Origin of the sequence: Paenibacillus wynnii (assembly GCF_000757885.1) — a bacterium.
Taxonomy (GTDB): domain Bacteria; phylum Bacillota; class Bacilli; order Paenibacillales; family Paenibacillaceae; genus Paenibacillus_AQ; species Paenibacillus_AQ wynnii.
In genome coordinates, this window is the sequence record NZ_JQCR01000001.1 from 379,704 (window position 1) to 401,973 (window position 22,270).

Sequence of the window (22,270 nt, forward strand, 5' to 3'; positions counted from 1 at the left end):
CCTTCTTCAAAATCTCTTGTTTTCTTTCAAAGTTCTGTCTTTTTTGCGCAAACGTTTGCAATTTGGAGATGAAAGAATCCATTCACTTTGAAATTCTCTTTGCACCACAAATAAATCGCACAATTAAAGGGTTTGAAAGCGTTTGCCATGTGCTGTTTATCATATTAAACCTGCAATCAAAACATTGTCAACAAGTAATTGAGTTCGACTTTTCACAATAAAAAGACTAAATGATCAGGAAACCTGATAGGGACAACGTTTGCACAAAGTTGCACAGAACTAATTCATTTCCGACCTTAACAAAGTATTCAAAATATCTTTAGAATAACCATATGTTTTGCTGCGAAAGGACAGAACCCTTTTAGATGTAAAAAAGGCCCGTCAGCCCTTCTTTTTCTAGGTCGATGTGCGAATACGACATGGAAAAGAAGGGAGATAGGCCATTTACTGTTAGATTTTAAACTGTACCAGCAAATCCTGAAGCTCCTGAACCATTGAGCTTAGTGATTGGGCGGAAGCCGATACCTCCTGCATGGAAGCCATTTGCTGCTCACTTGCTGCTGCTACGCTTTGTGTGGCGTCTGACGCTTCACCGGATATCCGGGCAAGATCCTCCATTGTGGCGCTTATCTGCTGAGATCCGGCGGACATTTGCTCAGAGACCGCAGATACCTCTTGGATCTGACTAACTATATGTTGAATATCCGATACAATGCCGGTAAACGCTACCCCCGCTTCTTCCACTAATGCAGTGCTGTTAAAGACAGCTTTTGTGCCGATTTCCACCGATTTCACAGCAGCCTCGGTCTCTCCCTGCATTTCTTCGATAATCTCCCTAACCTTCTCTGCAGATAGCTTTGTTTGCTCGGACAGCTTGCGAATTTCTGAGGCCACCACAGCAAATCCTCTTCCATGTTCACCTGCACGGGCAGCTTCAATACCGGCATTCAAAGATAGCAGGTTTGTCTGTATGCTGATCCCGCTGATAACGTTGATAATGTTGCCTATGTCAGCGGATCTAACGCGCAGCTGTTCCATGTGTGACGCCGTTATGGAAACGGACCGATTGGCTTCGTTCATATCACGGACTGCCTGTTGGATAATTCCATTCCCTTCCTGTGCCTGTTGGGAGGTGTTATTCGAAGCATCATACAATATCGCGGAAGACTCTGAGATACGCTGGATACCCATAGCTAGTTCCTCTAGCGACCTAGCACTTTCTTGGGTTCCCTGAAGCTGAGTTTCTGCCCCTGCCGCCACTTCCTGAATGGTATTGGCTATGTCTTCAGCTACCGTGCTGGTCTGTTCAGCACTAGCCGTCAGCTCCTCCGAGGTCGATGCGACATGCAAGGAATGCTCGGACACCTTAGCCATCATTGTATTCAAAAGGCTACTCGTATGATTCAAATTTTCCGCCATCCTACCAAACTCGTCCTTCGATTTTACTTCAATAGAATATGTGAAATCACCTTGAGCCAGATGTTGGGCCATCGAATTAACACGGGTCGTGTGAGACGTCAAGTTACGCGCATACAGTATAATGACAACGACAATAAGGACGATTCCAATTAAAAGTACAGTTAAAATTTGCAGCATCAATGCATTAATTTGAGTTGTTAGTTCTTGATCTGGCAGGGCAACTGCTAAGATCCAGTCTGTCTGATCCAACTTTGAATAATAGACGTGAATGAGCCCTTGGGAGGAAGTATAAGTTGAAGCTCCATTCCCTTCTTTCATTATGGTATTTGCTAAAGTAGATAGGACGGGGTCCTTGTCCTCCTGGAGCTTTTCCTTCATGATTTTATCCGTCTCCGGCCCCGCTAAATAAGTACCGTTCTTGTCGAGCATAAACGCCCAACCTGTGGCTCCTACTTGTGTCTCGGTGACGATTTTTTGCACAGTGTCCAAGTTTATGTCACCGGTGGTAACGGCAATAAAACGTTGTTTATCGTCATACACAGGCACGGACGCTGTAACCATCGTTGATTTTGTTGTTTCGTCATAAAAGGGATCCGTGTAACGCACCCCTTTTTGATTGACAGCAATTTTGTACCATTCTTGTGAAGGATAGTCATATTGGGGATCACTATAATCATGAGTAACGGTAATTTGGTTCTGATCGTGATAGGCATAGGTTGAGGCATACTTTGTCTTGTCGTTATACATGTTGGGTTCAAAGTAAATGCCTACACCGAAGGTATCGGTATTAACACCCAGCGTATTCTTGAAAAGCGTATCATAGTCCTCTAAGCTTAGCTTACTGTAGTGGCCTTGGATCGACTTTGCTATCGTTTCCGGCACTCTCCCGTGGGAGGATATTCGTTTCTGGATGCTTTGATTGGTGTTTGCCAGCTGTTCCTTCATGCTGTTACCTGTCTGCTCAAGCAGTAGACTACGGGACTTTAGAATGACAACTGACGAGATGCCCATGACAATGATAAGTAGCAGCGGCAGAATGAGTAGAAGAGTTTTGGCTTTGATACTCCTGAGTTGCATGGTTGTAAATGCTCCTTTTCGATGATTAAAATAATAACTTATAGTTATATATCGACATGTTTCGACATTATTATAAATGGAATCATCTTACACCCCCGGGTAGTTGATCATAAAAATTAAAGAAATATCTGCGGGGTTCGAAGAGTCTAATAGAACATACAGCCATACGTCATTCGCTATCATAAACAAAAAAAGACCTCAGCCGTTACTAAGCTGAAGTCCTTATCACTATTCAGGTGAAGAAGCTAAGTATCTTTAGGAAACATAAGGGTTACGCTCTCGTTCAAAACCAATAGTTGTGCGCGAGCCGTGTCCCGGATAAACCTTGACCTCATCGTCCAACTTGAACAGCTTGCCCCGAATCGAGTCGAACAGATCCCGTTCTCTTCCTCCCGGCAGATCCGTGCGCCCTACACCAAGTCTAAATAACACATCTCCAGAAAATAAGTCATTTCCACAGAGAAAGCTTACGCTACCCGGGGAATGACCCGGTGTATGATAGACTCGAAAATCCATTCCAATCAGCTTCAGAGTCTGGCCTTCGGCCAGATCAAACTCCGCAGGATCCGTTGTTAGAGGCGGCGAAACATTAGGCCACATTAACGATCCGTTTAGCTTGGGATTGGTAAGCCATTCACTTTCTAGGGTATGCAGGTACACAGGGCAATTCTTGAGCTTGCGGATCTCATCAACACCGCCCATATGATCAAAATGGGCATGTGTCAGCAAAATCGCCTCAATCTCCATCCCTTCGATATTCCGGATAAGCCCTGCGGGATTCATACCGGGATCGATAATAATGCCACGCTTAGGATCTGCTCCGGTTAGGAGATAGGCATTCGTCTGGAGAGGACCGAGATTATAATTACGAATATTCAGCATGTTATTTTAGAATCCGGAGATCAGACTACGCAGTTCTTGGGCGATAACCGCGTGTGATTCCGTTCCTTCCCCATAGGCTTGCCCCATGGCTTTACGTACTTCAGCAATCTTGCTCTGATAATCAGATGCTTCACGGTCCGGATTTTCCTGCTTGAATCCATTCATAAGACTCTGAACATGCTCCGGACGCGGACCCCAGTGACCCAATACGTATCCGCCAGTATCAGCAAAGATAACAATTGGCACCGCGCGGCCTCCCATGGTCAGGAAATTATCCATGACCTCCGGATGATCTTCCAATATGAGCACCTCTGTCTTTATACCGGCAGTCTCCAGAATCCGGAATACTGCAGGTACATTACGCACCACATCACCGCACCAATCGGCAGCAAGAATAAGCACACGCAGATCATCCCGGTGATTCAGGCTCTCAAAATACTCTCTGTCACTGTCGTCTTCCCAGACAAATCTCTCATACCAAGACTCAAATGCTTGTTGATTCTGAGTCATCCCTTCTACAAATTGACGAGGGGAAAGGCCCTGATCAAATTTGGCCGCTACATTGGGCTTCATACTTCACTACCTCTCTTCTTGGATTTGTACCACTTGAACAGGAAGTAAATGATAATCATAGCTAACGCGGCAAGAATAATCTCATGGGTATACTGCGCAGCAACCTCGTCAATATCTTTCCATTTGTCACCAAGTGTCATACCCAGGTACACAAATAAACAGCTCCACGGGATAACAGCGAGTGTAGTTAAAAATACAAATTTACCTAGAGGCATACGGGAAATACCCGCCGGAACGGAAATTGCATGGCGAACCACAGGGATAAACCGTGCCGTGAAAATTACGCCCGTACCATACTTTTCGAACCATTCTTCCGAATGATCGATGTGCTTCTTTTTGATAAAAATATATTTACCGTATTTCTCCAGCACAGGTCTTCCACCATAACGTCCGATCCAGTAAACAAAAACTTGGGCAATCACACCACCGATGGTTCCGAATATAACTGCGCCCACAAAGTTGATTTGCCCAGCCCAGACTAAATAACCTCCATATGCCAGTACAATCTCACTCGGAATCACTTCAATCATAAGTCCAATCATAATCCCGAAATAACCAAGGCTCTGAATCCATTCAAACAATTGCGAAATCAGATCAGAAATAAGATGCAATCCAGCTCCTCCTCCCGTTTTATCAGAATACGGCATAAATTAAAGATGTTAGATAACGCACCGTTTCTGCTCTATGTAGCCAGTGTCTCTTCTCTTAGCCTATTCTAGCATATGGGGGGTTACGACTTCTACTTTAGGGGAAGGGTCAGCATTCTGGGTTAAATAACCCCCAGGTATTGACAGTTAGACGAGGAACTTGTTATTATATATTTAGATAATTATCTAACTATTGAAAGGTAGGGTGTACCCATGAATGAATCCTTTAAAGCTCTTGCCGACCCTACCCGCCGTCAGATCATCCGTTTGCTTCGGGAAAAGGATCGAACGGCTGGTGAAATTGCCGATTATTTTAACATGACGAAACCAAGCATCTCTCATCATCTAAATGCCCTAAAGCATGCAGGCCTCGTTCAGGATGAAAGGCAAGGTCAATTTATGCTCTATTCACTTAATACCACAGTTCTTGAAGAGGTACTTGGCTGGCTGCTGGATTTAACCGGTACGGGAAAGTCAGACCAGACAGAGGGAATGAAGGATAACAAAAAAAAGAAAAAGGGTACCGAATCCCTGACATCTGAGGAGGAATGATGATGAAAAATTTTCAATGGAAATGGCAGGATACCGTTAGTGTGATCCTAGGCTTAATTACCTTGGTCTATGCGCTAGTCAACTATGACCGCTTGCCTCAGCTGCTTCCGGCCCAGTTTGGCATTACAGGAGAGGTAAATAAATATTGGGATAAGGGCTCTGTAATCTCACTATTAGGAGCTTTTGGGGTGTTGCTCCCCGTACTGCTGCAATTCACCCGCAGCATAGATCCGAAGAGAGAAAATTACCGAAAGTTCGAGAACGCCCATGGGATGATTCGGCTAGCTATTTCCTTACTGCTTAATACGTCACTCGCGTTATCCGTGTCCTACGGTTTAGATTATCACTTTCCAGCAGGGAAAATCCTTATAGCTGTACTAGGATTGATGTTCATGGTCATTGGAAATTATTTGCCACAGGTAAAACACAACTATTTTCTAGGGATACGTACTCCATGGACGCTGGCATCTCCCGAGGTGTGGCGCAAGACTCACCGCTTTTCCGGGATCCTTTGGGCCATAGCAGGTGTCTTGTTTATACTTGCTGTGTTTATGCCGGAAGTTTTGGCGACTACATTTATTATTACTGGACTGTTGCTAAGTATCATCGTACCTCTAGTTTATTCTTGGATGGCATCAAGGCAGATAAGCGCTTAATTAGTGTAGTATTGATATAAATATACACTGATAGGTTATGAACTTTAAAGAATACACAAGCCATTAGCCACTGCTAATGGCTTGTTTGTTGTCGGTCACCCCGTAGAAACTGACACTCAAGATTCCAACTTCAGCTACAGCTAGAAGCTTCTAAGTAACTATCACCCAGCCGTAACACTGAGCATCATCAAAGAATCTAACTGTTGTCCTAGATTAATTGCTTGATCGGTGAGATGAAAGCTGCGGTCATTATATTCCTTACTGCCTGCTCCTCCTGTAAGCAGCTTGTATTCACGAAGCAATTCCAAACCGGAAGAGGCGCTGAGCCTCGCTCCCTCCTTATCTCCTGCTGCCAATCTGCGCTCGCCTAGCAGCAGCATGGCATGTATCGCATTTGTTCTTTTTTTGAAGTTATACACATCCAAACGGAGGCTCCTTCGAACCCAATACAATGCCCCCCCCACTCTATCCTCATGCATCATTAACTCAGCCATATTCCAATTTAGAGCCGGATTGTCCGGTGAATACATTAAACTGTCTACCAGCACCTTTTTACTTTGCGCTTGGGATAAATCCTCCGAAAGGATTGCTGCTGCTCGGGGAGACAATGGGTTCCTGTGCAATGATTGCTGCAGCAGCATAATCCTCTCTACGGGATTAGAAAGAATAACTGCCTCTCGGTATAACTCAGCAGCTGACTGGGCTCGCCAGGAAATTATGCAAAGTACTAAAGAGGAACAACAAATAACCAGTGCAAAGATGAGTTTAGAAGAAGTACGGGTAGAAAATCGCCCCCTTCTTTTAGCGATGATGTCTGGCTGGATACCTGCTAAAGTAGGCTGTGTTTCCCTGGCATTGGCAACAGCGAGTGCCAACAACCAGAATAGGAGGATCCATATCAATCCATAACTCCAGTCAAAGTCGACAGCACCATGGAGCACAATGACTAAAAAAGGCGGCAGCAGCCTTGGTAACGAGACAGCAACCAGCCAGCACATCGCAAATAGCATAACAATTACGACGACCAAACCAGCAATCCCTAGATTCAGCAGAATATCGAGATAGCCGGAATGGATCTGGCTGCCGACATAAGGATGAGACTGGGCGGCGAGATACATACTCCGCCAAGTCTCTCCTCCCCGGCCCAGCCAGGGGGCCTCTGCCGCCAGCCGCCAGGCGTCGCGGTACAGAAGTGCACGCGCGGACACCGTCGACGACGGTTCGGTGATCCGCGCCTGCACCTGCTGGAGGACGGCGGCTGCGCCAGCCGTCCAACAGAGCGCCGCCAGCCCCAGCACGGCGGCGCGGACACCGCCGGCCACGCTGCGCTGGCGGCGGCAGATCCACAGGCCGGCTAGCAGCGCGCCGGCCCAGAGCCCGGCCAGCGCCAGCAGGCCGGGCAAGGGCTCTACCGCCAACCGCGCAGCGGCTAGTTGGCGGTAGAGCAGCGCCGCGGCAGCCACAGGCGCGGCGCCAGCGGCAAGAAGCGGCACGAGCAGCCGCCGCTTCAAGGGCAGTACGGCGGCGCCGGCGCAAGCCGCCGCCAGCCACGCGCCGCGCGACTCGCTGAGCAGCAGCGCGGCGGTGTACGGGAACAGCGGCAGCAAATGCAGCATCGCAGCACCTGCCCGCTTTGTCCCCGGGTTACCCGCTCCTGTGCTCGCTATACCACTCCGATCTGCTCCCGAGTTCCCCGCATTACTCCGCGCCGCACCCGTGCTCTTTGCACCACTCCATCCCGCACCTCGGTTCCCTGTACCATTCCATCCCGCACCTCGGCTCCCTGTACCACTCAGCTCCACTCCTGTTCTCCCCGCGTTATACTCCGACACGGCAAATAACCGTTCCAGCAAAAAAACGGCCATCACCGCCCCGAATGTGTTGGGATATTGGAGTAATCCTGCTAGTCTGGCCCCTGTAGCGCTCACACCCGGATTGTCGCTGTATGCTATGAAGTACGGTGAGGACAGACCTCCGCAAACAACTGCCAGAGCGCTTAGGCTTAGCGCCATTCCGACGATATGCCAAGCTACAGTAATTATCCAGGTTGAGCCTTTACTCTTCGTGCTTATGAAAGCCAGAACAGCAAATGTTCCGTATAAACTCCAGCGCAGTAACTCATTCATTGTCCCTTGAAAGGATACGGGCTCCCTCAACCAACTTAACGCATAGAGTACAGCTATTAAGAACGGAGCGCTCAAAATAGCAATCGCAGATCGGTTCCTCCACCAATTAACCGTTCCCATTAAACTCACAGCTGACTCCTTCGAGATAGACGCAACCAACCTAACCAAAATAAGTAACGCCCCAAGTATGAACCAACCGCCTGCAAATGCATAAATATCCTCAGCAAAGAAAAAACCGTGTCGTAGAATGGCAGTCCCTCCGGCTACAATTACTGCTGCTGCAGAAATATACATCACTAAGGTGTTCAAGTAACCTTTAAATTTGTTATTCAGCATTCCCATTTCCCCTATAGTTTGATATATCCTCCAGTCTTGCCAGCTTTCGCTTAAAACAACAGACTGCTAAAGGCTACAGATGTGGACCAAACCTAAAGTTTCACCCAAACCACTCTCACCACCCTCACCACCCTTCAACCCTAAGATTCTCCCGAAATAGCTGTATTTCATACAATTATTTAAGCTAAAATTAGCGAACTGCTACTGTTAGTTGCACTTTTTACACTTAAAATTAGGTAAACAGGCCGATTACGCTCTTTTCAGCACAAATAGCTGCATAAAGTACAACTAAACCGCTACGAGGTGTGAATTAATCATATTTAATTGCACTTTGTACAACTAACACGGGAGAGTTTGTTTGAGGCTTGTGGATTGCGGTTTGTACGGGGTACGGTCGCCAAAAAACAGGATAGCAGCCTCAAACGGAGGTCTACTATCCTGTGTTTTGTGCAATAACAGTTTTTCTTTAATACTCTTAAGACGCCCTGATTAGGCTTGTACCGGATGTTCCTCCGGGAGCAAATCCGAGCAAGCTTTTTCCAGGTAAGGCTTCGCCCCCAGAAAATCACGGAATGCGGTATATTCGCGCCATTTGGCAGCTTGATCGCCGGCCGCGCTTTTGACGGCACGGATGAGAATATTCTTCGGAGTATGCTCCATATCAATGAATTCAAGCAGCTGTGTGCGGTAGCCCATAAGGTCCAACAGTTTCGCCCGGATAGCATCGGTAGCCAACGCCGAGAAGCGCTCTTTTAGAATACCGTGCGATAACAACGGTCCGAGCACTTCACTCTCAACTTGTGAGAACAGTTCATGCTGACAGCAGGGTACGGAGAGGATGACAGAAGCTCCCCAACGAACCGCTTTTTCTAATGCTGCATCGGTCGCGGTATCACAAGCATGAAGTGTCACAACCATATCTACCTTCTCCAACTCATCATACTCCGCAATATCACCTACGAGAAAGCGCAGATTATCATATTGGAGCTTACTGGAAAGAGTACTGCAATGCTCAATAACATCTGCTTTTAAATCGAGACCCACGATCTTAAGCTCCCGTTTCTCGCGTACCGCCAAATAATGATATAGAGCAAACGTTAAGTATGATTTTCCGCAGCCAAAATCAACAATCGTAAGCGGACGGCCGGTAGGCAAGTCTCCCAAAACATCCTCCACCATCTCCAAAAACCGATTGATTTGCCGGAACTTATCGTATTTCTTAGCAAGTACCTTTCCCTCGCTGTTCATAATTCCAAGCTCCACTAGAAAGGGAACGGGCTCTCCCTCATTCAACACATAACGCTTTTGGCGGTTGTGGGCCAGATCAGGCAACTCCTTTTTCGTCGGAGACTTGGTGAGGATGGATACCTTTTGTTTTTTGCTCAGCAGGACCTGATAATCCGCTTCTTGGGTACAGATCAGTCCCTGACGGAACGTGTCATTCAGCAAATTAAATAACTCTTCAGTAGCCTGTTCAGCGGGTATATTGCGATGCTCAACCTTGGGTCCAATATAGTAAGCAAACTGGTAGTGCAGCTTGCCTTTTAATTCTACGGGCTTAATCTGTACCTTGGTGAAGGTGACACCTTCTTTTTTGCGTAATTGGCTTAAGCTCGCCGAAATCAAGGTACGGTCGCTAATTACCTTTTCAATAAGGGTATTCAAGGATTCCACAGGGAACATCTCACTTTCCAGTTTTAAAAATAGAGACCCTCCGGTCTCTTGTACAACCTTAGTATACTACGGATGAATCCTCAGAGTCTGGTAAGAAGCTATTGATCGAGCTATTCTTGAGCTATTCTTGAGCTATTCCTTAAGCATCAGCTTCCACTCTTTGGCCTTGGCTGTGACGTTGAGCCACTCTTCCTGACCCTGGATAACCTCTGCCAACGGAAGATTACCGAGTTCGAGAACATTCGGATCTATTCGCATTAGCCGCTGATACAACTCGTGACCTTCATTGGCTACTTCTTCTCCCTGATCTATTAGGCGATATAGACAATCTTCGGCTTTGCCATAACGTCCGGTAGATTCCAGGTAAGGGAGCAGTAAATGCTCCGTCTTAATAGGGAGCCGATAGGATGCGACGGCGGCTATTACTTTATCGATTTCCTCTGTGATTTGCAGCAGCTTTCGGTCCGCACCGTGAAGATAAGCATACAGATACAGGTGCAATGCCTTCATCAACCTTGATAAGGCGGCATATTCGTCATTCTTCTCTATATAAATACCCGCTTCTTCCTGCAGCATACGGGCCACGCCTTGCAACTTGTCAACCTCCAGACCTCCGCCAATACGGAATAACTCTATAACATCCTCGACAGATAAAGAATTCAGAAGACGTGAGTTTAAACGAAAATGCCTGTTCAAAAGCTCATCAATCTCCCATAGAGCCTCCGTTGTTTTCCGCTCTTGCTTAAGCGTCAGCACTTTGGCAACCATCTGTGTCATGTCTTCAATCATCCGGACGATATAATCTCTACGGAACATTCAGCACGCTCCCTTCCGTTGTACGGTTCAGATTATTTTAAACCATTCCCCTGTTCATTGCCACTAAGTCCAACTATTAAAGGATGATTGACTGGCATAAATCACTGGGCTATAATACAACATATTTGATCTGGATTACAGATCATACTATAAACAGATTACCCGGCAGACTCAATGACAGCTTAGTAAAAGTTCAATCTATGATCGGCACTTTAAGGGAGGTTCTCATGCGTAACAAGAAAATAGATAAGACAACAATACCAAACCAGGAGCACTCCGAAGTACCCCTCCCTATATCAGAGGAGCAGGTAAAGCTGTTGGAAAGCGCACTGCGCATTAAAATCATGCATGTACTCGCCCAAGAGGCTCTTACTTCCAAACAGGTTGCCGAGAAGCTGCAAAAGACACCGGGCAACATACATTACCATATTATCAAGCTTTTTGAGGGCGGACTGCTGGAGCTGGTCCGAACGGAAGCTGTTGGCGGAATCATACAGAAATTTTACCGCTCCAAGGCAACTTGGTTTAAATCTCCAAGCATGAGCGGCTTTCAGTTCAGCCCGGAGGATCAGGTAGAACATTTCACTACAAGGCTGACATTGGCTGCAGATGAATTGGAGCATTTCCAAGCGGAGCTTAAAGAGCTCATTACGAAATGGGAATCGAAAGTGACACACGGTAACGAATATGGCGTGGATATTATTATAGGCCGTCTGCAGCCGTTCACCGATGCCAATCCAGAACCGGGAGGCGAGTCCTAGGGTGATGCCGACAGACACTTCGGAACAAGTTAGTCGCAATCCGCTGCGCAGTTTTGCTGTGCCTTTTGCGAGTTCACCGGCCTTCCTCTTTCTTTGGCTGGGTCACCTCATATCCTTTCTCGGTAGTTCCGTCACCATGGTCATTCTCCCGGTACTGGTCTACTCCTTAACCGGATCAACCACCACTATGGGTTTCGTAATGGCTACTTACATGCTCCCTAACATCCTTATGCTTCCCATATCCGGACATATCGTTGACCGCTATGACCGGGTTAAGATCATGATGATTGCTGATATCGCCCGATTTTTCATCATGCTGGCAATCGCCCTGCTATCTCTGTCAGGTCTGCTAAGCATTCCGCTTCTGTTTCTGTTCGTTGGACTTTACGGCCTGATAGACGGCCTGTTCCAACCTGCTTATGCTGCAGTACGAGCCACCGTATTCACCCCGGATATTCGTGTGGCTGCTAATTCGCTAACCCAGATGACAACTCAGGCTGTACGTTTAATAGGTCCCGCCTTAGGAGGGTTATTGATTACGCATTGGTCAGCGGGTATCGGATTCGGCATAGATGCCTTTACGTATGTACTTTCCTTGATCTGCCTGATCTATTTAAGGAGAAGAATAATTCACAGCCTTCGGAGACCGTCCTCTTCGAATATTCAACCAGAAGCTTTATCACCAGCGGAAGCACCATCTGTTCTGGAAACTTCTCAGACGTTACCATCAACCCATTGGAGAGACGACTTCAGGGAGGGAATCGCAGTCCTTCGGAGTCATCCCTGGCTGTGGATCACCATACTGGCTTTTTCATTCATTAATATTTGTTATTCCGGTATTATAAGTGTGCTTATTCCTTGGCTTTTCAAAGTTCATCATGGATGGGACCCTTATCTCTATGGTCTAGCAGTAACCTTCTCAGGAGTTGGCGCGATTATCGGAGGGTTATTGTTCGGAATGAGATCCTCTTGGAAGCATCGGGGGATTATGGCCTACGGCGGGGCTTTTATTAGCGGCGTTGCATTGATGGCGGTGGCTTTCGTCCCTTCTGCCGGCTGGACTATCGCCTTGTTCGCTTTGGAGGGATTCGGTATTATGATCTTTGGTCTGATCTGGGAAATCAGTCTACAGGAGCTTGTGCCTCAGGAGGCTTTCGGTCGAGTAGCCAGTCTGGACATGTTAGGATCCTTCGCACTGCTGCCGATCGGCTATATCGCTGTAGGTTGGCTGGCAGATCTTATCGGCGGAGTAGCAACGATCAGCATTTGCGCCGGGGTCGGTATGGCCACCGTCGCTTTCGTTCTAAGTATCCCGGCTATACATAAATTCCAATAAGGGATTCTGTTAACCCAGAACGCAGAACAGCAGGTCTTCAAGTGTCTGAAGACCTGCTGTTCTGCATTTTCTATTGAAATCTGGAATCCTACTCTTTCCCGGAAGAAGTCTCCAAGAACTCCAAAATAATCTCAGAAAGACGATCCGGTGCTTCGAACACGCTCATGTGACCCGCTCCGGAGATCGTTGCTTGCGTGATATTGGCTTTGTCAGAGGTAAAGGTTCTCTCAGCGGGGATGAGACGGTCCTCTGTTCCGGCTACAAGCAGTACGGGTAGTTCTGCTGCTGAGATTACACCTCGACGATCTGGGCGCTCACGCATAGCCATAGCTGCCCCTACTGCACCCTGAGGAGGTGTCTTGTAGCCAATCTCTTTGGTTCTTACCAGCAGTTGCGGAGAGATATCATGGGTAGCCGGGGAGAAAAGCCCGGGCACAAGCTCATCTACAAAAGCTGTAATTCCTTCATTCTGAATGGTACTGACACTTTTCAGGCGTTTTTCCTTCGCCTCTTCACTGTCTGGATAGCCGGTAGAATGAATCAATCCAAAGCCCTTCAAGCGTGATCCATACCGCTCCGCGAAGGAAAGCGTAATGTACCCGCCCAGGGAATGACCCAGCAAGGTTACCTTAGGAATTTCCAAAGCATCGAGCAGAGCCAAAATATCATCGGCCATCTGCTCAATCGTGTAAGCCCCCTTAGGAGCATCAGATGTCCCGTGGCCTCGTAAATCGGGAGCAATGACGCGGTAACTACCGTTCAACAACGGGGCTATCTTCTCCCAATATTGAGCGCTTCCACAAAAACCGTGCAGCAGCACTACAACTTCTCCCTCTCCTTGATCGCTGTATCCAATAGTAGTCCCTTCCGAACGGACAATTTCCATGATTGCTACCTTCTTCCTATGTGCAAATAGTTTGATTATAAAAGAGTATTATCTATTATTAAGCAAAATTGCTTCCGTTGAATCGCCTTAAAGATAAAGTCTGAAGCCTGCTGCTGCCGCTTTGGCAATATGCTCAGCCATATTCATTACCCGGTACAGAGGCGTAGTCTGCAGCGTCTGATACGGCTTCGGACCGTTAATATCAACCACAGCGGCAAGACTGTAATGACCCACCGCCGGAAGTAGAAGTCCTATCGATTGGGCCGGCTGCAGCGGTTCATTAGACGCAAAAAAATATCCTAAGGCCACAGGGGGTCCCAAACAGGCATCAATTGCAATAATGGTATGTTCAGCTGGGATTCCAGCCAGTCGCACAAGCAGGTTATCCGCATCACAAGGTGAAGGAAGTGTACCGATCACATGGGGAAATCCGTATTCGAGCAATTTGCTTCCTGTTAGCGGACCAAGTGCATCCCCGGTAGAACGGTCCGTGCCTATACAGAGGAAGGTGATGCCCTTAACAGGATGTAATTCGGCAATCTCCTGAAAAAAAGGGGACAGCCCTGCAGCGTTTAATTTATTGCGTTTTCCGTTCCCTTGCTCCCTGATTGCCATGCGGGTCCCCCTTATATTTAATACTTCCCTTTAATTTTACATGAATTTTTCTGTACGGACAAAAAAATGGTGGTACGGCACTCAAACATGGTAAAATACATAAATCACTAAGTAGAGAGGATGTTACCTAACAATGGATTTATCGCAGCCTAGTCAGGAAAATGTTGAATATATGATCGAAGGCATCAAGAACAAACTAAAAATGGCCAGCGCCGCAGCCATGCAGGCATCCGCTTTCTCAGTGGATAGATATGAGGATATCTATGATATCTATGAGGTAACGATGAACGGTGGAAATCTTAGCATCTCCCAGGTTGAGGCCATTGTGTCGGAACTCGGACGCTTACGCCAGAAATAAATAAAGCTCAATAACATAAAAAGGAGCCCCTGCATCCACGCCCATCTGGTTAGATGGTTCCGTGCGGCAGCGGGCTCCTTTGTAATTAAAATCATGAGTCCCTTCCCTTCATGGAAGATCAATCAATACAAGTTCAGCTTCACCCTCACTGCTTGTCCCCTTGATCTTCAAATCACAGCTCTTCCGAATACGCGCAGCATCACCCGGCTGTAAATCAAATGCACCGTCAGAACATGATATTTCCACATTGCCTGAAAGTAGAAACACATGGGTACGTCTTTCCTCCTGCTGCGGGTACACGAGTTCTTTCCCAGTCTCCAGCGTGGATAGATAAACTGTTGCATCCTCATTAACGGTCATTGAACCCTCATCTAGCGTACCTGAAGCTACGGGAAGGAGCTGATTCGTTCGAAATTCAGGCGGAAAGTATTTCGCATCCCATTTGGGTGCAAGCCCTGGTTCCTTAGGCAGTAGCCAGATTTGCAGGAAACGTACATTATCATTGTCTGACGGATTGGTCTCGGAATGATTAATTCCCGTTCCTGCGCTCATCGTCTGCACCGTACCGGCCTGCAGGTCTGCTCTATTCCCCAAGTCATCTTCATGCCTAAGGACTCCAGAGACTACATACGTGACAATCTCCAAATCATGATGCGGATGCTCATGCATACCCTGCTTGGGCTTCAATTCATTCTCGTTGTGTGCTAATAGTGAACCAAAGTGAACATTGCTGGGGTCATCATAATCGGCAAACGAAAAACTGAACTCACTGTGTATCCATTCTCTATTTGAAGTATGCCGTTCTGCTGAAGTTACTACTTTAATCATAACCTTTGCACCTCCAGGTTGTTGGAACCTCCCCCATTCTTGAACGGGAGAATGTAACTCCTTACTGAAATAGTAATTAGGCGCTTTAATTAACTATTTCTTACCCGCTTCTATTCCTCATCAATCAGGATTAGCCTCTATATTATCTCCAGCTTGAACTCAGCTTCCGCAGAACCAACCTTTGTTCCACCGTCATTATAAATATCTCCAGAATAAGCAGCACTAAGTTTCTTGAGCGTATTTTCGTTACTATATCCGATCTGCTTCAAGATACTCTGCACGATGAGACCCCACTCCTCCTCAGAACCATCCAGAACCTTAAAGGCTATACCGAGACGTTCGCGGCGTAAGCCGAAGCAGTACACGCCCTTAAAGCCTCCCTTGGCAATAATGTTATCATCCTCCAGCAAAATGGAATCCAGACGCCCGTAGCCGGAGACCATTTCGGGATGGGCATTCATTGCAGCGGTAATCGTGGTTACAGCCTTTCGTGTAGCCAAATCTCCTATGAGATTTGGACAAGCCAGCTTCAGATAAGCACCGGCAAGAGCAGTCAATGGCAAAGCAAATACCGGAAGGCCGCACCCATCCGTTCCAAGTCCGATACTTTCAGGAGCAACGTCTGCCATATAAGCGAGGGTATTGATGATTTCACGTTGAACCGGATGATCTCTATCCGCATACTCCCCCAGTGGAAAGCCTTTCAATTGGCTGTAGGATAAGATCCCCAGATGCTTACCGGAGCAATTATGGTAGATTTTTCTTCTACCAAGGCCTCGTATGGCTTCCTCACGGCTACTGTCATCGAGCGGATAGCTTGTGGCACATAACATATTGTTCTCACTGACACCCACCTTGGATGAAATACTCTCCAGCGCAGTGATATGATAGTTTTCTCCACGGTGAGAAGCAGTCATCAAAGCAATTTCAGCCTGTGTCAAATGATAATGTTCAGCGATGCCTCCCCGGATTCCGGGAATGGCCTGCAGCGGTTTTGCTGCTGAACGGGTGAAGGATACAAATCCCGGATCACCGGCATATCCTTTTAGTTTACCGTCTACTCCTACAATAGCGATATGTCCGCTGTGTATGCATTCTATTAATTCAGCACGATATTCGCGCACAAGAACTGTCTCCATGATGTCTCTCCTCGTTTCTCTTTATCGGTGAAAATGATAATAATAAGAAATTATAACATCTTTCTAAGGGGCAAGGCGGTTTGTAAAGCAGGTTAAAAGCTTGTTTACACATGTAAAAGCCCCATTCCTTCGGCCATCCTTTCACTTGCTCCGGTAATCTTTCCCTTGCTACTTTATTGTTTCAGCGGAATCTCCAACGTTTAAATACGAAGTAAGATATCTTCAGCATACAATATTCCAAATTCCAATAAGGAGTGATTAGTGATGAGTAACGTAGACGTAGAACATGAAGTGGAAACTGGTAGCAACTTTTTAAAGGGGATTTTTATTGGCGGCTTACTGGGTGCTGCGGCGGCATTGCTATTTGCACCGAAGCCTGGTAATGAAATGCGAAGCGACCTTTCTGACAAGCTTACGCTGGCAACAGATAAAACGAAAGAAGTAGCTGGAGTAGTGACGGATAAAACCAAAGCTCTTGCCACAACAGTTACTGAAAAAGCAACCGATTTGGCTAGCACTGTATCGACCAAAGCATCTGATCTTTACACAACTGTTACTGAAAGTAAGCAACAAATTGCTGCTACTTTACAGGAAACCGGTAGAAAAATCGGTGAAACGGTAAGTGAAGCTTCCTCCGATGTGGCATCTGATGTGGAAGATGCCTCCAAGAAAGTCGCTGATGAGGCCAAGGATGCGAAAGAAGAAGTCGCTTCATCCTATAAATCTTCCTACTAATTTGCGGTAAAAACAGCTATGAATTCATTTTAACAATAGCCAGCTGTCCGCAGCTGGCTATTGCCATGCGTTAACACCGTTTCATTCATAAATAATAAAGGACAATAAAGCCTTATACGGCTAAGAAAGCAGGGATAGCCCTTGGGAGTTAACACAAGCAAAGCTAAATCCTATGAAGTGGAAGAGCATCCCTTCGAGCTTCGACATGAAGTTAGACGTTTAAACGCCAGACTCGATAAAATTGCGGATTCACTGGAAAAATCGGAGTTCAAAGATATACTGGAGAATTACACAGATCCCAGAAAACGTATCCTTACGAACTTTATGGCCGGTATTTCCAGAGGACTCGGTTTAACTCTGGGAACCTTTGTAATTCTCGGTGTACTCGGATATATCCTCAGTTTATTTCTGAATGTGCCCGTCATAGGAGAGTATCTCGGTGAACTAAAAAAATATATCGATGCTAATAATTAATGGCATGAATTTATAAGAGACAAATAGGAGATAAAAAACTAGCAAGGATCCCCGCTATCGGAGACTTGCTAGTTTTTGTTTTCGCTCTATTTAGGATTGCTTGTAGATGATTCTCTTAATTCTATCTTAGGCTTGTCTGATCAGTAAGCGGAGTTGGACATAATCTGCTTCAGCTTCTCTGTAGCCCGCTTCTGAATTCTGGATACACTCATTTGGGAGACACCAAGCTTCTGCGCAATCGCCCTCTGGGACTGTCCATCTTGGAAAGCCAGCAGCAGCACCTGTTGCTCCTGCTCTTTGAGCTGTCCCAACGCTTGCTGTAGGTCCATTCGTTTCTCAACGGTCTCGTAATCATTAGCATCCGAGCTGATAAGCTCACCCAGCGTGGCCCCTGTCTCTTCCTGTGAAAGCGGAGAATCAAGAGATACGTAATGATAGCATTCACGCCCCGCCAATACTTCTACAGTTTCCTCTACAGATAAATCAAGGTACTTGGCAATTTCCTTAACGTCAGGTGAGCGTTCCAGTCTTATTGTCAATTCATCAATGGCATGCTGGACTAATGCGCCCTTTTCCTTAATTCGTCTTGGAACCTGAATATACCAGGATTTATCACGCAGGAAATTTTTCATGTGACCAATCATACTTTTCATAGCATAAGGCTCGAAAGGAATTCCCATGCTAATATCATACTGTTTTAATAAACGGATAAGAGCCATTTGGCCTACCTGATACAAATCCTCATATAAATCCGGTCGGTTGCGGGCAATCTTACCTGCAGCCATCTTGACCATGGGCTCATATTTACGGATAAGTACGGTGGCAATTTCATTATCTAGTGTTTGCTGGTATTCCCAGATTAGGCTTACTGCCTCGTTCATGGACTCGGGGGGAGTCACGTTTTCATTCATACTTTCTCCTCGCTAAAATTAAGCCGCTTAGTCAAGGTTACTACTGTCCCTCTCCCAGCTTCACTTACTACACTAACGTCATCCATAAGAGCTTGCATCAAGTAGAAGCCTAAGCCGCCTACCTGAACATCACTCAGCTCTTTGTCATGGAGCGTCATGCGTTCTCCCTGCGAATCCAAGCTATCAAAGCTCTCCCCCTCATCTTTGACCGTAATGGACAAGGCACTATCTCCTACTTCAAAGATCACGTCAACCATACCGTCTTTCTGCCCATACGCATACAGTACAGAGTTATTACAGGCTTCCGATACTGCCACCTTCATATCTTCAATGTCTTCATAGGTAAAACCCATCTTTGAAGCAATTCCATATAAATTCAATCTCACAATATCAACATAGTCAGCGCTAGCTGGCAGCTGAAGCATTACTTTTTGCACATCATCACTCATCCTTAGCTCGATCCTTTCCTAGTGGGAGTTCTCTTGGGGGGCAAAAAATTTAGCAATGCCTGTCATATCAAATAGTTTCTGTATTTGCGACGGAACTTCTACCACACTAAATTTAACATCCATCCCATGTCTTGCTTTCAAAATCGACAGTAAAATACCAATGCCTGTGCTATCGATATATTTTAGCTCTTTAAGGTTAATAACGAGGTCCAACCCCGCATCATCCACCAGTGGTTCCATAATCAACCGGAAATCGGGGGCAACCGATAAATCCAATTCGCCCGTTAGAAAAACGGTACATACATTTTCAACCGTTTCGGTCACTGCTTGAAACTTTTCGTTTTTATGTGTATTCATAGACAATCTCTCCTGATTAAATGTTTTCTTTACCAATAACCCTAATGTCATACCCTTGAAACAATTCACAAGTTGGTAAATACTGTTTAGGCATGATGCTTGGACGAAGTTCGGTCGAAAAAAAGAGGCTCATTGTTCGAAAAACGTATTAATATCTGTCTTAAACTGCTCATTTTAAGAGGCTTGCTAATATAATCATTCATGCCCGAGGCCAGACAGCGATTCTGGATACCCTCCATAATATTGGCAGTCATTGCGATGATAATAGCTTTCTCGGATGAAAGACCATTTTCGCTGCGTATTTGAGCCGTTGCATCCAAACCATCCATAATGGGCATTTGAACGTCCATAAATATGAATTCATATGGATAGGAATAAGCAAGTTCCACAGCTTGTCTGCCGTCTTCAGCAGTATCTGCCTGGAAGCCTAGCTTGTGGAGCATACTGACCAACAGCTTCTGATTAATGGGATGATCATCAACCACCAATACCTTGGCTCTGTTCTCTCTGGGTTGAATCGTACCCCCAACCTCTTCCTCCTTGTCAATCAGACGGTTTACTTCTTCTGGCACTGAAGCCTGAATTGTAAAAACAAACGTTGTTCCTTTTTCCTCCATGGATTCTACTCGGATGTCCCCGCCCATCATTCCAACAAGGGATTTGCAGATGGCCAGTCCAAGACCTGTGCCTCCATATTTGCGAGTCATGGAAGAATCTAACTGAGAGAATGGTTTGAATAATCGATGACGCTTATCCGGAGATATCCCTATTCCGGTATCCTTTATCGTAAATTCAAGGATAATTCTATTATCTGATGTTTCTATAATAGAAGCAACTAAGTATACGCCACCTTGGTTCGTAAACTTAATTGCATTAGAGACCAAATTAATAAGCACTTGACGCAAACGGGCCATATCACCGTATAAAAGAGCCGGTAATTTCTGATCAATAAAGTAAGCCAGCTCAAGATTTTTCTTGCCTGCTTCTATTGAAAAGAGAGTAAACACTTCCTGAATACAGGATTGAAGCTCGAACAGCTGCTGTTCCATTTCCATTTTGCCGGATTCCATCTTCGTAAAATCAAGGATATCATTAATAACCGTAACGAGTGAATCTGCGCTCTTACGGATAATATCTGCGTACTCCTGCTGCTCAGGGGCTAGTTCTGTCTCCATAAGTAAATCGATCATTCCCACTACACCGTTCATCGGCGTACGGATTTCATGACTCATCATGGCCAGAAATTCGGTTTTAGCTTTTGCGGCAATATCCGCTTCTTCTTTCGCTTTAATAAGCTCCGCATTGATTCTCTCCAGCTCCTGTGTCTTTTGCTGCAAGAGCATAGATTGATTCTGGTGCATTTTATTCGTCAAATACATCTCCACAAATCCTTCAATCTTGGATTTAAGAATTTGTGGAATAAACGGCTTTACCATATAGTCAATAGCACCGGCAGAATAACCGGCAAACAGATGCTCCGCTTCTTTGCTATTGGCCGAAATAAAGATAATCGGAATATTCCTTGTCTTCTCTCTGGCCTTAATCAATCGGGCGGTCTCAATTCCATCCATCCCCGGCATTTGCACATCCAATACAATCACCGCGAATTCATATCTTAACAAACACCTCAGTGCTTCTTCACCGGAGTTCGCTTTCACAAGTCTATATTGCTGACTCTCAAGCACCGCCTCCAGTGCCAGCAAATTTTCAGGACGGTCGTCAACAAGCAGTATATGAATCGGTTCGCGAAACCCCATAAGATCCTCCTAAGCACTCTAATTTACTTTACGATAAATTTTCTCTACCCTGTCTAAGGCCTCGTAGCTATCACTATATTTGGTGAAGTGAATGGACTCCTTAGAACCCAACACCAGAACTCCAAATCTGCTCAAGCTCTCATTGAATAAGCCATGAACGTTATCCCGGAGTTCATCATTGAAATAAATCATTACATTACGGCAAAAAATAACATTAAACTCATTAAAAGAGGTGTCTGTAGCTAAATTATGCTCGGCAAATATAATGTTCTTCCGTAAATAAGGCTGAAGAATAACCGAGTTGTATTTAGCGGAGTAATATTCTGAAAAAGCGCGGGTCCCCCCCGCTTCTAAATAATTCTTGGTGTACTGCTTCATCTTACTGATCTCATATACACCTTCTTTAGCTTGCTGCAATGAACGGTTATTCATGTCTGTGGCATAGATTCGCGCCTTGTCATAAAGACCTTCCTCATGCAGCAGGATAGCCATAGAATATACCTCTTCCCCCGTTGAGCACCCGGCATGCCAAATCCGGATGTAGGGGTAGGTACGTAATAGAGGAATTACCTTCTGGCGGAAGGTTAAGAATAGTCCCGGATCTCTGAACATCTCCGTAACCGGGATGGACAAGCTATAGATAAGGCGTTCGAAACACGCCCGGTCATGCAATACCTTCTCCTGCAATGCGGATATGCTGGGTACATTCTCAGAATGAACATGATGCCAAATCCGCCGCTTCAAAGAAGGCAGCGCATAATTTCTGAAGTCATATCCATAGAGGCGGTATACGCCTTCCAGAAGCAGCTCGATTTCTATAATTTCCAATTCATTTTTACCTGTCGTCATAGCGAATTCCTTCTCATATTCGCGCTCCATTGCCTTCATAGTTATCCCGGCTCCCTT

Annotated in this window: 23 protein-coding genes; 7 read left to right on the forward strand and 16 right to left on the reverse strand. The window is 45.9% G+C overall.

Going from position 1 to position 22,270, the window contains the following annotated elements:
* Nucleotides 1–450 precede the first annotated feature (450 nt).
* The 4 genes from PWYN_RS01865 to uptA all read right to left on the reverse strand — a co-directional run bounded on the left by PWYN_RS01865 (nt 451) and on the right by uptA (nt 4,562).
* The gene (locus PWYN_RS01865; protein ID WP_036647766.1) at nt 451–2,496 is read right to left on the reverse strand and encodes a methyl-accepting chemotaxis protein; all 2,046 of its coding nucleotides are present in this window, start codon (nt 2,494–2,496) and stop codon (nt 451–453) included.
* Between the two features lie 255 nt (nt 2,497–2,751).
* The gene (locus tag PWYN_RS01870) at nt 2,752–3,378 is read right to left on the reverse strand and encodes an MBL fold metallo-hydrolase (RefSeq protein ID WP_036647768.1); all 627 of its coding nucleotides are present in this window, start codon (nt 3,376–3,378) and stop codon (nt 2,752–2,754) included.
* 6 nt (nt 3,379–3,384) lie between these two features.
* Complete coding sequence (locus PWYN_RS01875) at nt 3,385–3,951, reverse strand: thioredoxin family protein (RefSeq protein ID WP_036647770.1); 567 nt, start codon at nt 3,949–3,951, stop codon at nt 3,385–3,387.
* Nucleotides 3,948–4,562, reverse strand: coding sequence for an undecaprenyl phosphate transporter UptA (uptA, locus tag PWYN_RS01880; protein WP_036647772.1), 615 nt, complete (start codon nt 4,560–4,562; stop codon nt 3,948–3,950). Before uptA ends, PWYN_RS01875 begins: the two co-directional genes overlap by 4 nt.
* A gap of 249 nt (nt 4,563–4,811) precedes the next feature.
* Here uptA and PWYN_RS01885 point away from each other — a divergent pair, with 249 nt between their 5' ends.
* A complete protein-coding gene (locus tag PWYN_RS01885) occupies nt 4,812–5,150 on the forward strand; it encodes an autorepressor SdpR family transcription factor (RefSeq protein ID WP_052087683.1) in 339 nt (112 codons plus the stop codon).
* Between the two features lie 2 nt (nt 5,151–5,152).
* The gene (locus tag PWYN_RS01890) at nt 5,153–5,806 is read left to right on the forward strand and encodes an SdpI family protein (RefSeq protein WP_036647773.1); all 654 of its coding nucleotides are present in this window, start codon (nt 5,153–5,155) and stop codon (nt 5,804–5,806) included.
* Between the two features lie 161 nt (nt 5,807–5,967).
* On the opposite strand, the gene PWYN_RS01895 is transcribed toward PWYN_RS01890, so the two are convergent.
* The 3 genes from PWYN_RS01895 to PWYN_RS01905 all read right to left on the reverse strand — a co-directional run bounded on the left by PWYN_RS01895 (nt 5,968) and on the right by PWYN_RS01905 (nt 10,758).
* The gene (locus tag PWYN_RS01895) at nt 5,968–8,268 is read right to left on the reverse strand and encodes an O-antigen ligase family protein (protein WP_036647775.1); all 2,301 of its coding nucleotides are present in this window, start codon (nt 8,266–8,268) and stop codon (nt 5,968–5,970) included.
* A 489-nt stretch (nt 8,269–8,757) separates the two neighbouring features.
* Entirely contained in the window at nt 8,758–9,951 is a 1,194-nt protein-coding gene (locus tag PWYN_RS01900; RefSeq protein ID WP_036647777.1) for a class I SAM-dependent methyltransferase, read from the reverse strand.
* 123 nt (nt 9,952–10,074) lie between these two features.
* Nucleotides 10,075–10,758 (reverse strand): DUF6483 family protein, encoded by a 684-nt coding sequence (locus PWYN_RS01905; protein ID WP_036647779.1) that lies wholly within the window; start codon nt 10,756–10,758, stop codon nt 10,075–10,077.
* Nucleotides 10,759–10,985: 227 nt separating this feature from the next.
* Here PWYN_RS01905 and PWYN_RS01910 point away from each other — a divergent pair, with 227 nt between their 5' ends.
* Nucleotides 10,986–11,519 (forward strand): helix-turn-helix domain-containing protein, encoded by a 534-nt coding sequence (locus tag PWYN_RS01910; RefSeq protein WP_052087684.1) that lies wholly within the window; start codon nt 10,986–10,988, stop codon nt 11,517–11,519.
* A 4-nt stretch (nt 11,520–11,523) separates the two neighbouring features.
* Entirely contained in the window at nt 11,524–12,855 is a 1,332-nt protein-coding gene (locus PWYN_RS01915; RefSeq protein WP_036648248.1) for an MFS transporter, read from the forward strand.
* 88 nt (nt 12,856–12,943) lie between these two features.
* On the opposite strand, the gene PWYN_RS01920 is transcribed toward PWYN_RS01915, so the two are convergent.
* Nucleotides 12,944–13,741 (reverse strand): alpha/beta fold hydrolase, encoded by a 798-nt coding sequence (locus PWYN_RS01920; RefSeq protein ID WP_036647782.1) that lies wholly within the window; start codon nt 13,739–13,741, stop codon nt 12,944–12,946.
* Between the two features lie 87 nt (nt 13,742–13,828).
* The gene (gene yyaC / locus PWYN_RS01925; protein ID WP_036647785.1) at nt 13,829–14,356 is read right to left on the reverse strand and encodes a spore protease YyaC; all 528 of its coding nucleotides are present in this window, start codon (nt 14,354–14,356) and stop codon (nt 13,829–13,831) included.
* Between the two features lie 133 nt (nt 14,357–14,489).
* Here yyaC and PWYN_RS01930 point away from each other — a divergent pair, with 133 nt between their 5' ends.
* Nucleotides 14,490–14,714, forward strand: a complete 225-nt coding sequence (locus PWYN_RS01930) for a DUF1128 domain-containing protein (RefSeq protein ID WP_036647787.1) — start codon at nt 14,490–14,492, stop codon at nt 14,712–14,714.
* Between the two features lie 108 nt (nt 14,715–14,822).
* Here PWYN_RS01930 and PWYN_RS01935 read toward each other — a convergent pair whose 3' ends face one another.
* Both PWYN_RS01935 and PWYN_RS01940 read right to left on the reverse strand, forming a co-directional pair.
* Nucleotides 14,823–15,542, reverse strand: a complete 720-nt coding sequence (locus PWYN_RS01935) for a pirin family protein (RefSeq protein WP_036647789.1) — start codon at nt 15,540–15,542, stop codon at nt 14,823–14,825.
* Between the two features lie 137 nt (nt 15,543–15,679).
* Entirely contained in the window at nt 15,680–16,681 is a 1,002-nt protein-coding gene (locus PWYN_RS01940) for an asparaginase (RefSeq protein ID WP_036647791.1), read from the reverse strand.
* A gap of 264 nt (nt 16,682–16,945) precedes the next feature.
* Here PWYN_RS01940 and PWYN_RS01945 point away from each other — a divergent pair, with 264 nt between their 5' ends.
* The gene (locus tag PWYN_RS01945; RefSeq protein ID WP_036647793.1) at nt 16,946–17,416 is read left to right on the forward strand and encodes a YtxH domain-containing protein; all 471 of its coding nucleotides are present in this window, start codon (nt 16,946–16,948) and stop codon (nt 17,414–17,416) included.
* A 141-nt stretch (nt 17,417–17,557) separates the two neighbouring features.
* A complete protein-coding gene (locus tag PWYN_RS01950) occupies nt 17,558–17,890 on the forward strand; it encodes a DUF5665 domain-containing protein (protein WP_036647795.1) in 333 nt (110 codons plus the stop codon).
* A gap of 140 nt (nt 17,891–18,030) precedes the next feature.
* Here PWYN_RS01950 and PWYN_RS01955 read toward each other — a convergent pair whose 3' ends face one another.
* The 5 genes from PWYN_RS01955 to PWYN_RS01975 form a co-directional block, all read right to left on the reverse strand.
* Nucleotides 18,031–18,801, reverse strand: coding sequence for a sigma-70 family RNA polymerase sigma factor (locus PWYN_RS01955; RefSeq protein WP_036647796.1), 771 nt, complete (start codon nt 18,799–18,801; stop codon nt 18,031–18,033).
* Nucleotides 18,798–19,250 carry an anti-sigma B factor RsbW gene (gene rsbW / locus PWYN_RS01960; RefSeq protein WP_036647799.1) on the reverse strand — a complete coding sequence of 151 codons (453 nt, stop codon included), beginning with the start codon at nt 19,248–19,250 and terminating at the stop codon, nt 18,798–18,800. Before rsbW ends, PWYN_RS01955 begins: the two co-directional genes overlap by 4 nt.
* 18 nt (nt 19,251–19,268) lie before the next feature.
* A complete protein-coding gene (locus PWYN_RS01965) occupies nt 19,269–19,607 on the reverse strand; it encodes an STAS domain-containing protein (protein WP_036647801.1) in 339 nt (112 codons plus the stop codon).
* Between the two features lie 86 nt (nt 19,608–19,693).
* The gene (locus tag PWYN_RS01970; RefSeq protein WP_036647803.1) at nt 19,694–21,364 is read right to left on the reverse strand and encodes a response regulator; all 1,671 of its coding nucleotides are present in this window, start codon (nt 21,362–21,364) and stop codon (nt 19,694–19,696) included.
* Nucleotides 21,365–21,382: 18 nt separating this feature from the next.
* The gene (locus tag PWYN_RS01975) at nt 21,383–22,252 is read right to left on the reverse strand and encodes a CheR family methyltransferase (protein ID WP_052087685.1); all 870 of its coding nucleotides are present in this window, start codon (nt 22,250–22,252) and stop codon (nt 21,383–21,385) included.
* Nucleotides 22,253–22,270 lie beyond the last annotated feature (18 nt).

Excerpts from the sequence above, each read along its gene's own strand:
- PWYN_RS01935 (WP_036647789.1), bottom strand. The coding sequence starts at position 15,542 with ATGATTAAAGTAGTAACTTCAGCAGAACGGCATACTTCAAATAGAGAA.
- PWYN_RS01905 (WP_036647779.1), bottom strand. The coding sequence starts at position 10,758 with ATGTTCCGTAGAGATTATATCGTCCGGATGATTGAAGACATGACACAG.
- PWYN_RS01920 (WP_036647782.1), bottom strand. The coding sequence starts at position 13,741 with ATGGAAATTGTCCGTTCGGAAGGGACTACTATTGGATACAGCGATCAA.
- PWYN_RS01965 (WP_036647801.1), bottom strand. The coding sequence starts at position 19,607 with ATGAATACACATAAAAACGAAAAGTTTCAAGCAGTGACCGAAACGGTT.
- PWYN_RS01975 (WP_052087685.1), bottom strand. The coding sequence starts at position 22,252 with ATGAAGGCAATGGAGCGCGAATATGAGAAGGAATTCGCTATGACGACA.
- PWYN_RS01895 (WP_036647775.1), bottom strand. The coding sequence starts at position 8,268 with ATGCTGAATAACAAATTTAAAGGTTACTTGAACACCTTAGTGATGTAT.
- PWYN_RS01930 (WP_036647787.1), top strand. The coding sequence starts at position 14,490 with ATGGATTTATCGCAGCCTAGTCAGGAAAATGTTGAATATATGATCGAA.
- PWYN_RS01885 (WP_052087683.1), top strand. The coding sequence starts at position 4,812 with ATGAATGAATCCTTTAAAGCTCTTGCCGACCCTACCCGCCGTCAGATC.
- yyaC (WP_036647785.1), bottom strand. The coding sequence starts at position 14,356 with ATGGCAATCAGGGAGCAAGGGAACGGAAAACGCAATAAATTAAACGCT.
- PWYN_RS01945 (WP_036647793.1), top strand. The coding sequence starts at position 16,946 with ATGAGTAACGTAGACGTAGAACATGAAGTGGAAACTGGTAGCAACTTT.
- PWYN_RS01955 (WP_036647796.1), bottom strand. The coding sequence starts at position 18,801 with ATGAATGAAAACGTGACTCCCCCCGAGTCCATGAACGAGGCAGTAAGC.
- PWYN_RS01900 (WP_036647777.1), bottom strand. The coding sequence starts at position 9,951 with ATGTTCCCTGTGGAATCCTTGAATACCCTTATTGAAAAGGTAATTAGC.
- PWYN_RS01970 (WP_036647803.1), bottom strand. The coding sequence starts at position 21,364 with ATGGGGTTTCGCGAACCGATTCATATACTGCTTGTTGACGACCGTCCT.
- PWYN_RS01890 (WP_036647773.1), top strand. The coding sequence starts at position 5,153 with ATGAAAAATTTTCAATGGAAATGGCAGGATACCGTTAGTGTGATCCTA.
- PWYN_RS01910 (WP_052087684.1), top strand. The coding sequence starts at position 10,986 with ATGCGTAACAAGAAAATAGATAAGACAACAATACCAAACCAGGAGCAC.
- PWYN_RS01865 (WP_036647766.1), bottom strand. The coding sequence starts at position 2,496 with ATGCAACTCAGGAGTATCAAAGCCAAAACTCTTCTACTCATTCTGCCG.
- PWYN_RS01875 (WP_036647770.1), bottom strand. The coding sequence starts at position 3,951 with ATGAAGCCCAATGTAGCGGCCAAATTTGATCAGGGCCTTTCCCCTCGT.
- PWYN_RS01915 (WP_036648248.1), top strand. The coding sequence starts at position 11,524 with ATGCCGACAGACACTTCGGAACAAGTTAGTCGCAATCCGCTGCGCAGT.
- PWYN_RS01940 (WP_036647791.1), bottom strand. The coding sequence starts at position 16,681 with ATGGAGACAGTTCTTGTGCGCGAATATCGTGCTGAATTAATAGAATGC.
- rsbW (WP_036647799.1), bottom strand. The coding sequence starts at position 19,250 with ATGAGTGATGATGTGCAAAAAGTAATGCTTCAGCTGCCAGCTAGCGCT.
- PWYN_RS01870 (WP_036647768.1), bottom strand. The coding sequence starts at position 3,378 with ATGCTGAATATTCGTAATTATAATCTCGGTCCTCTCCAGACGAATGCC.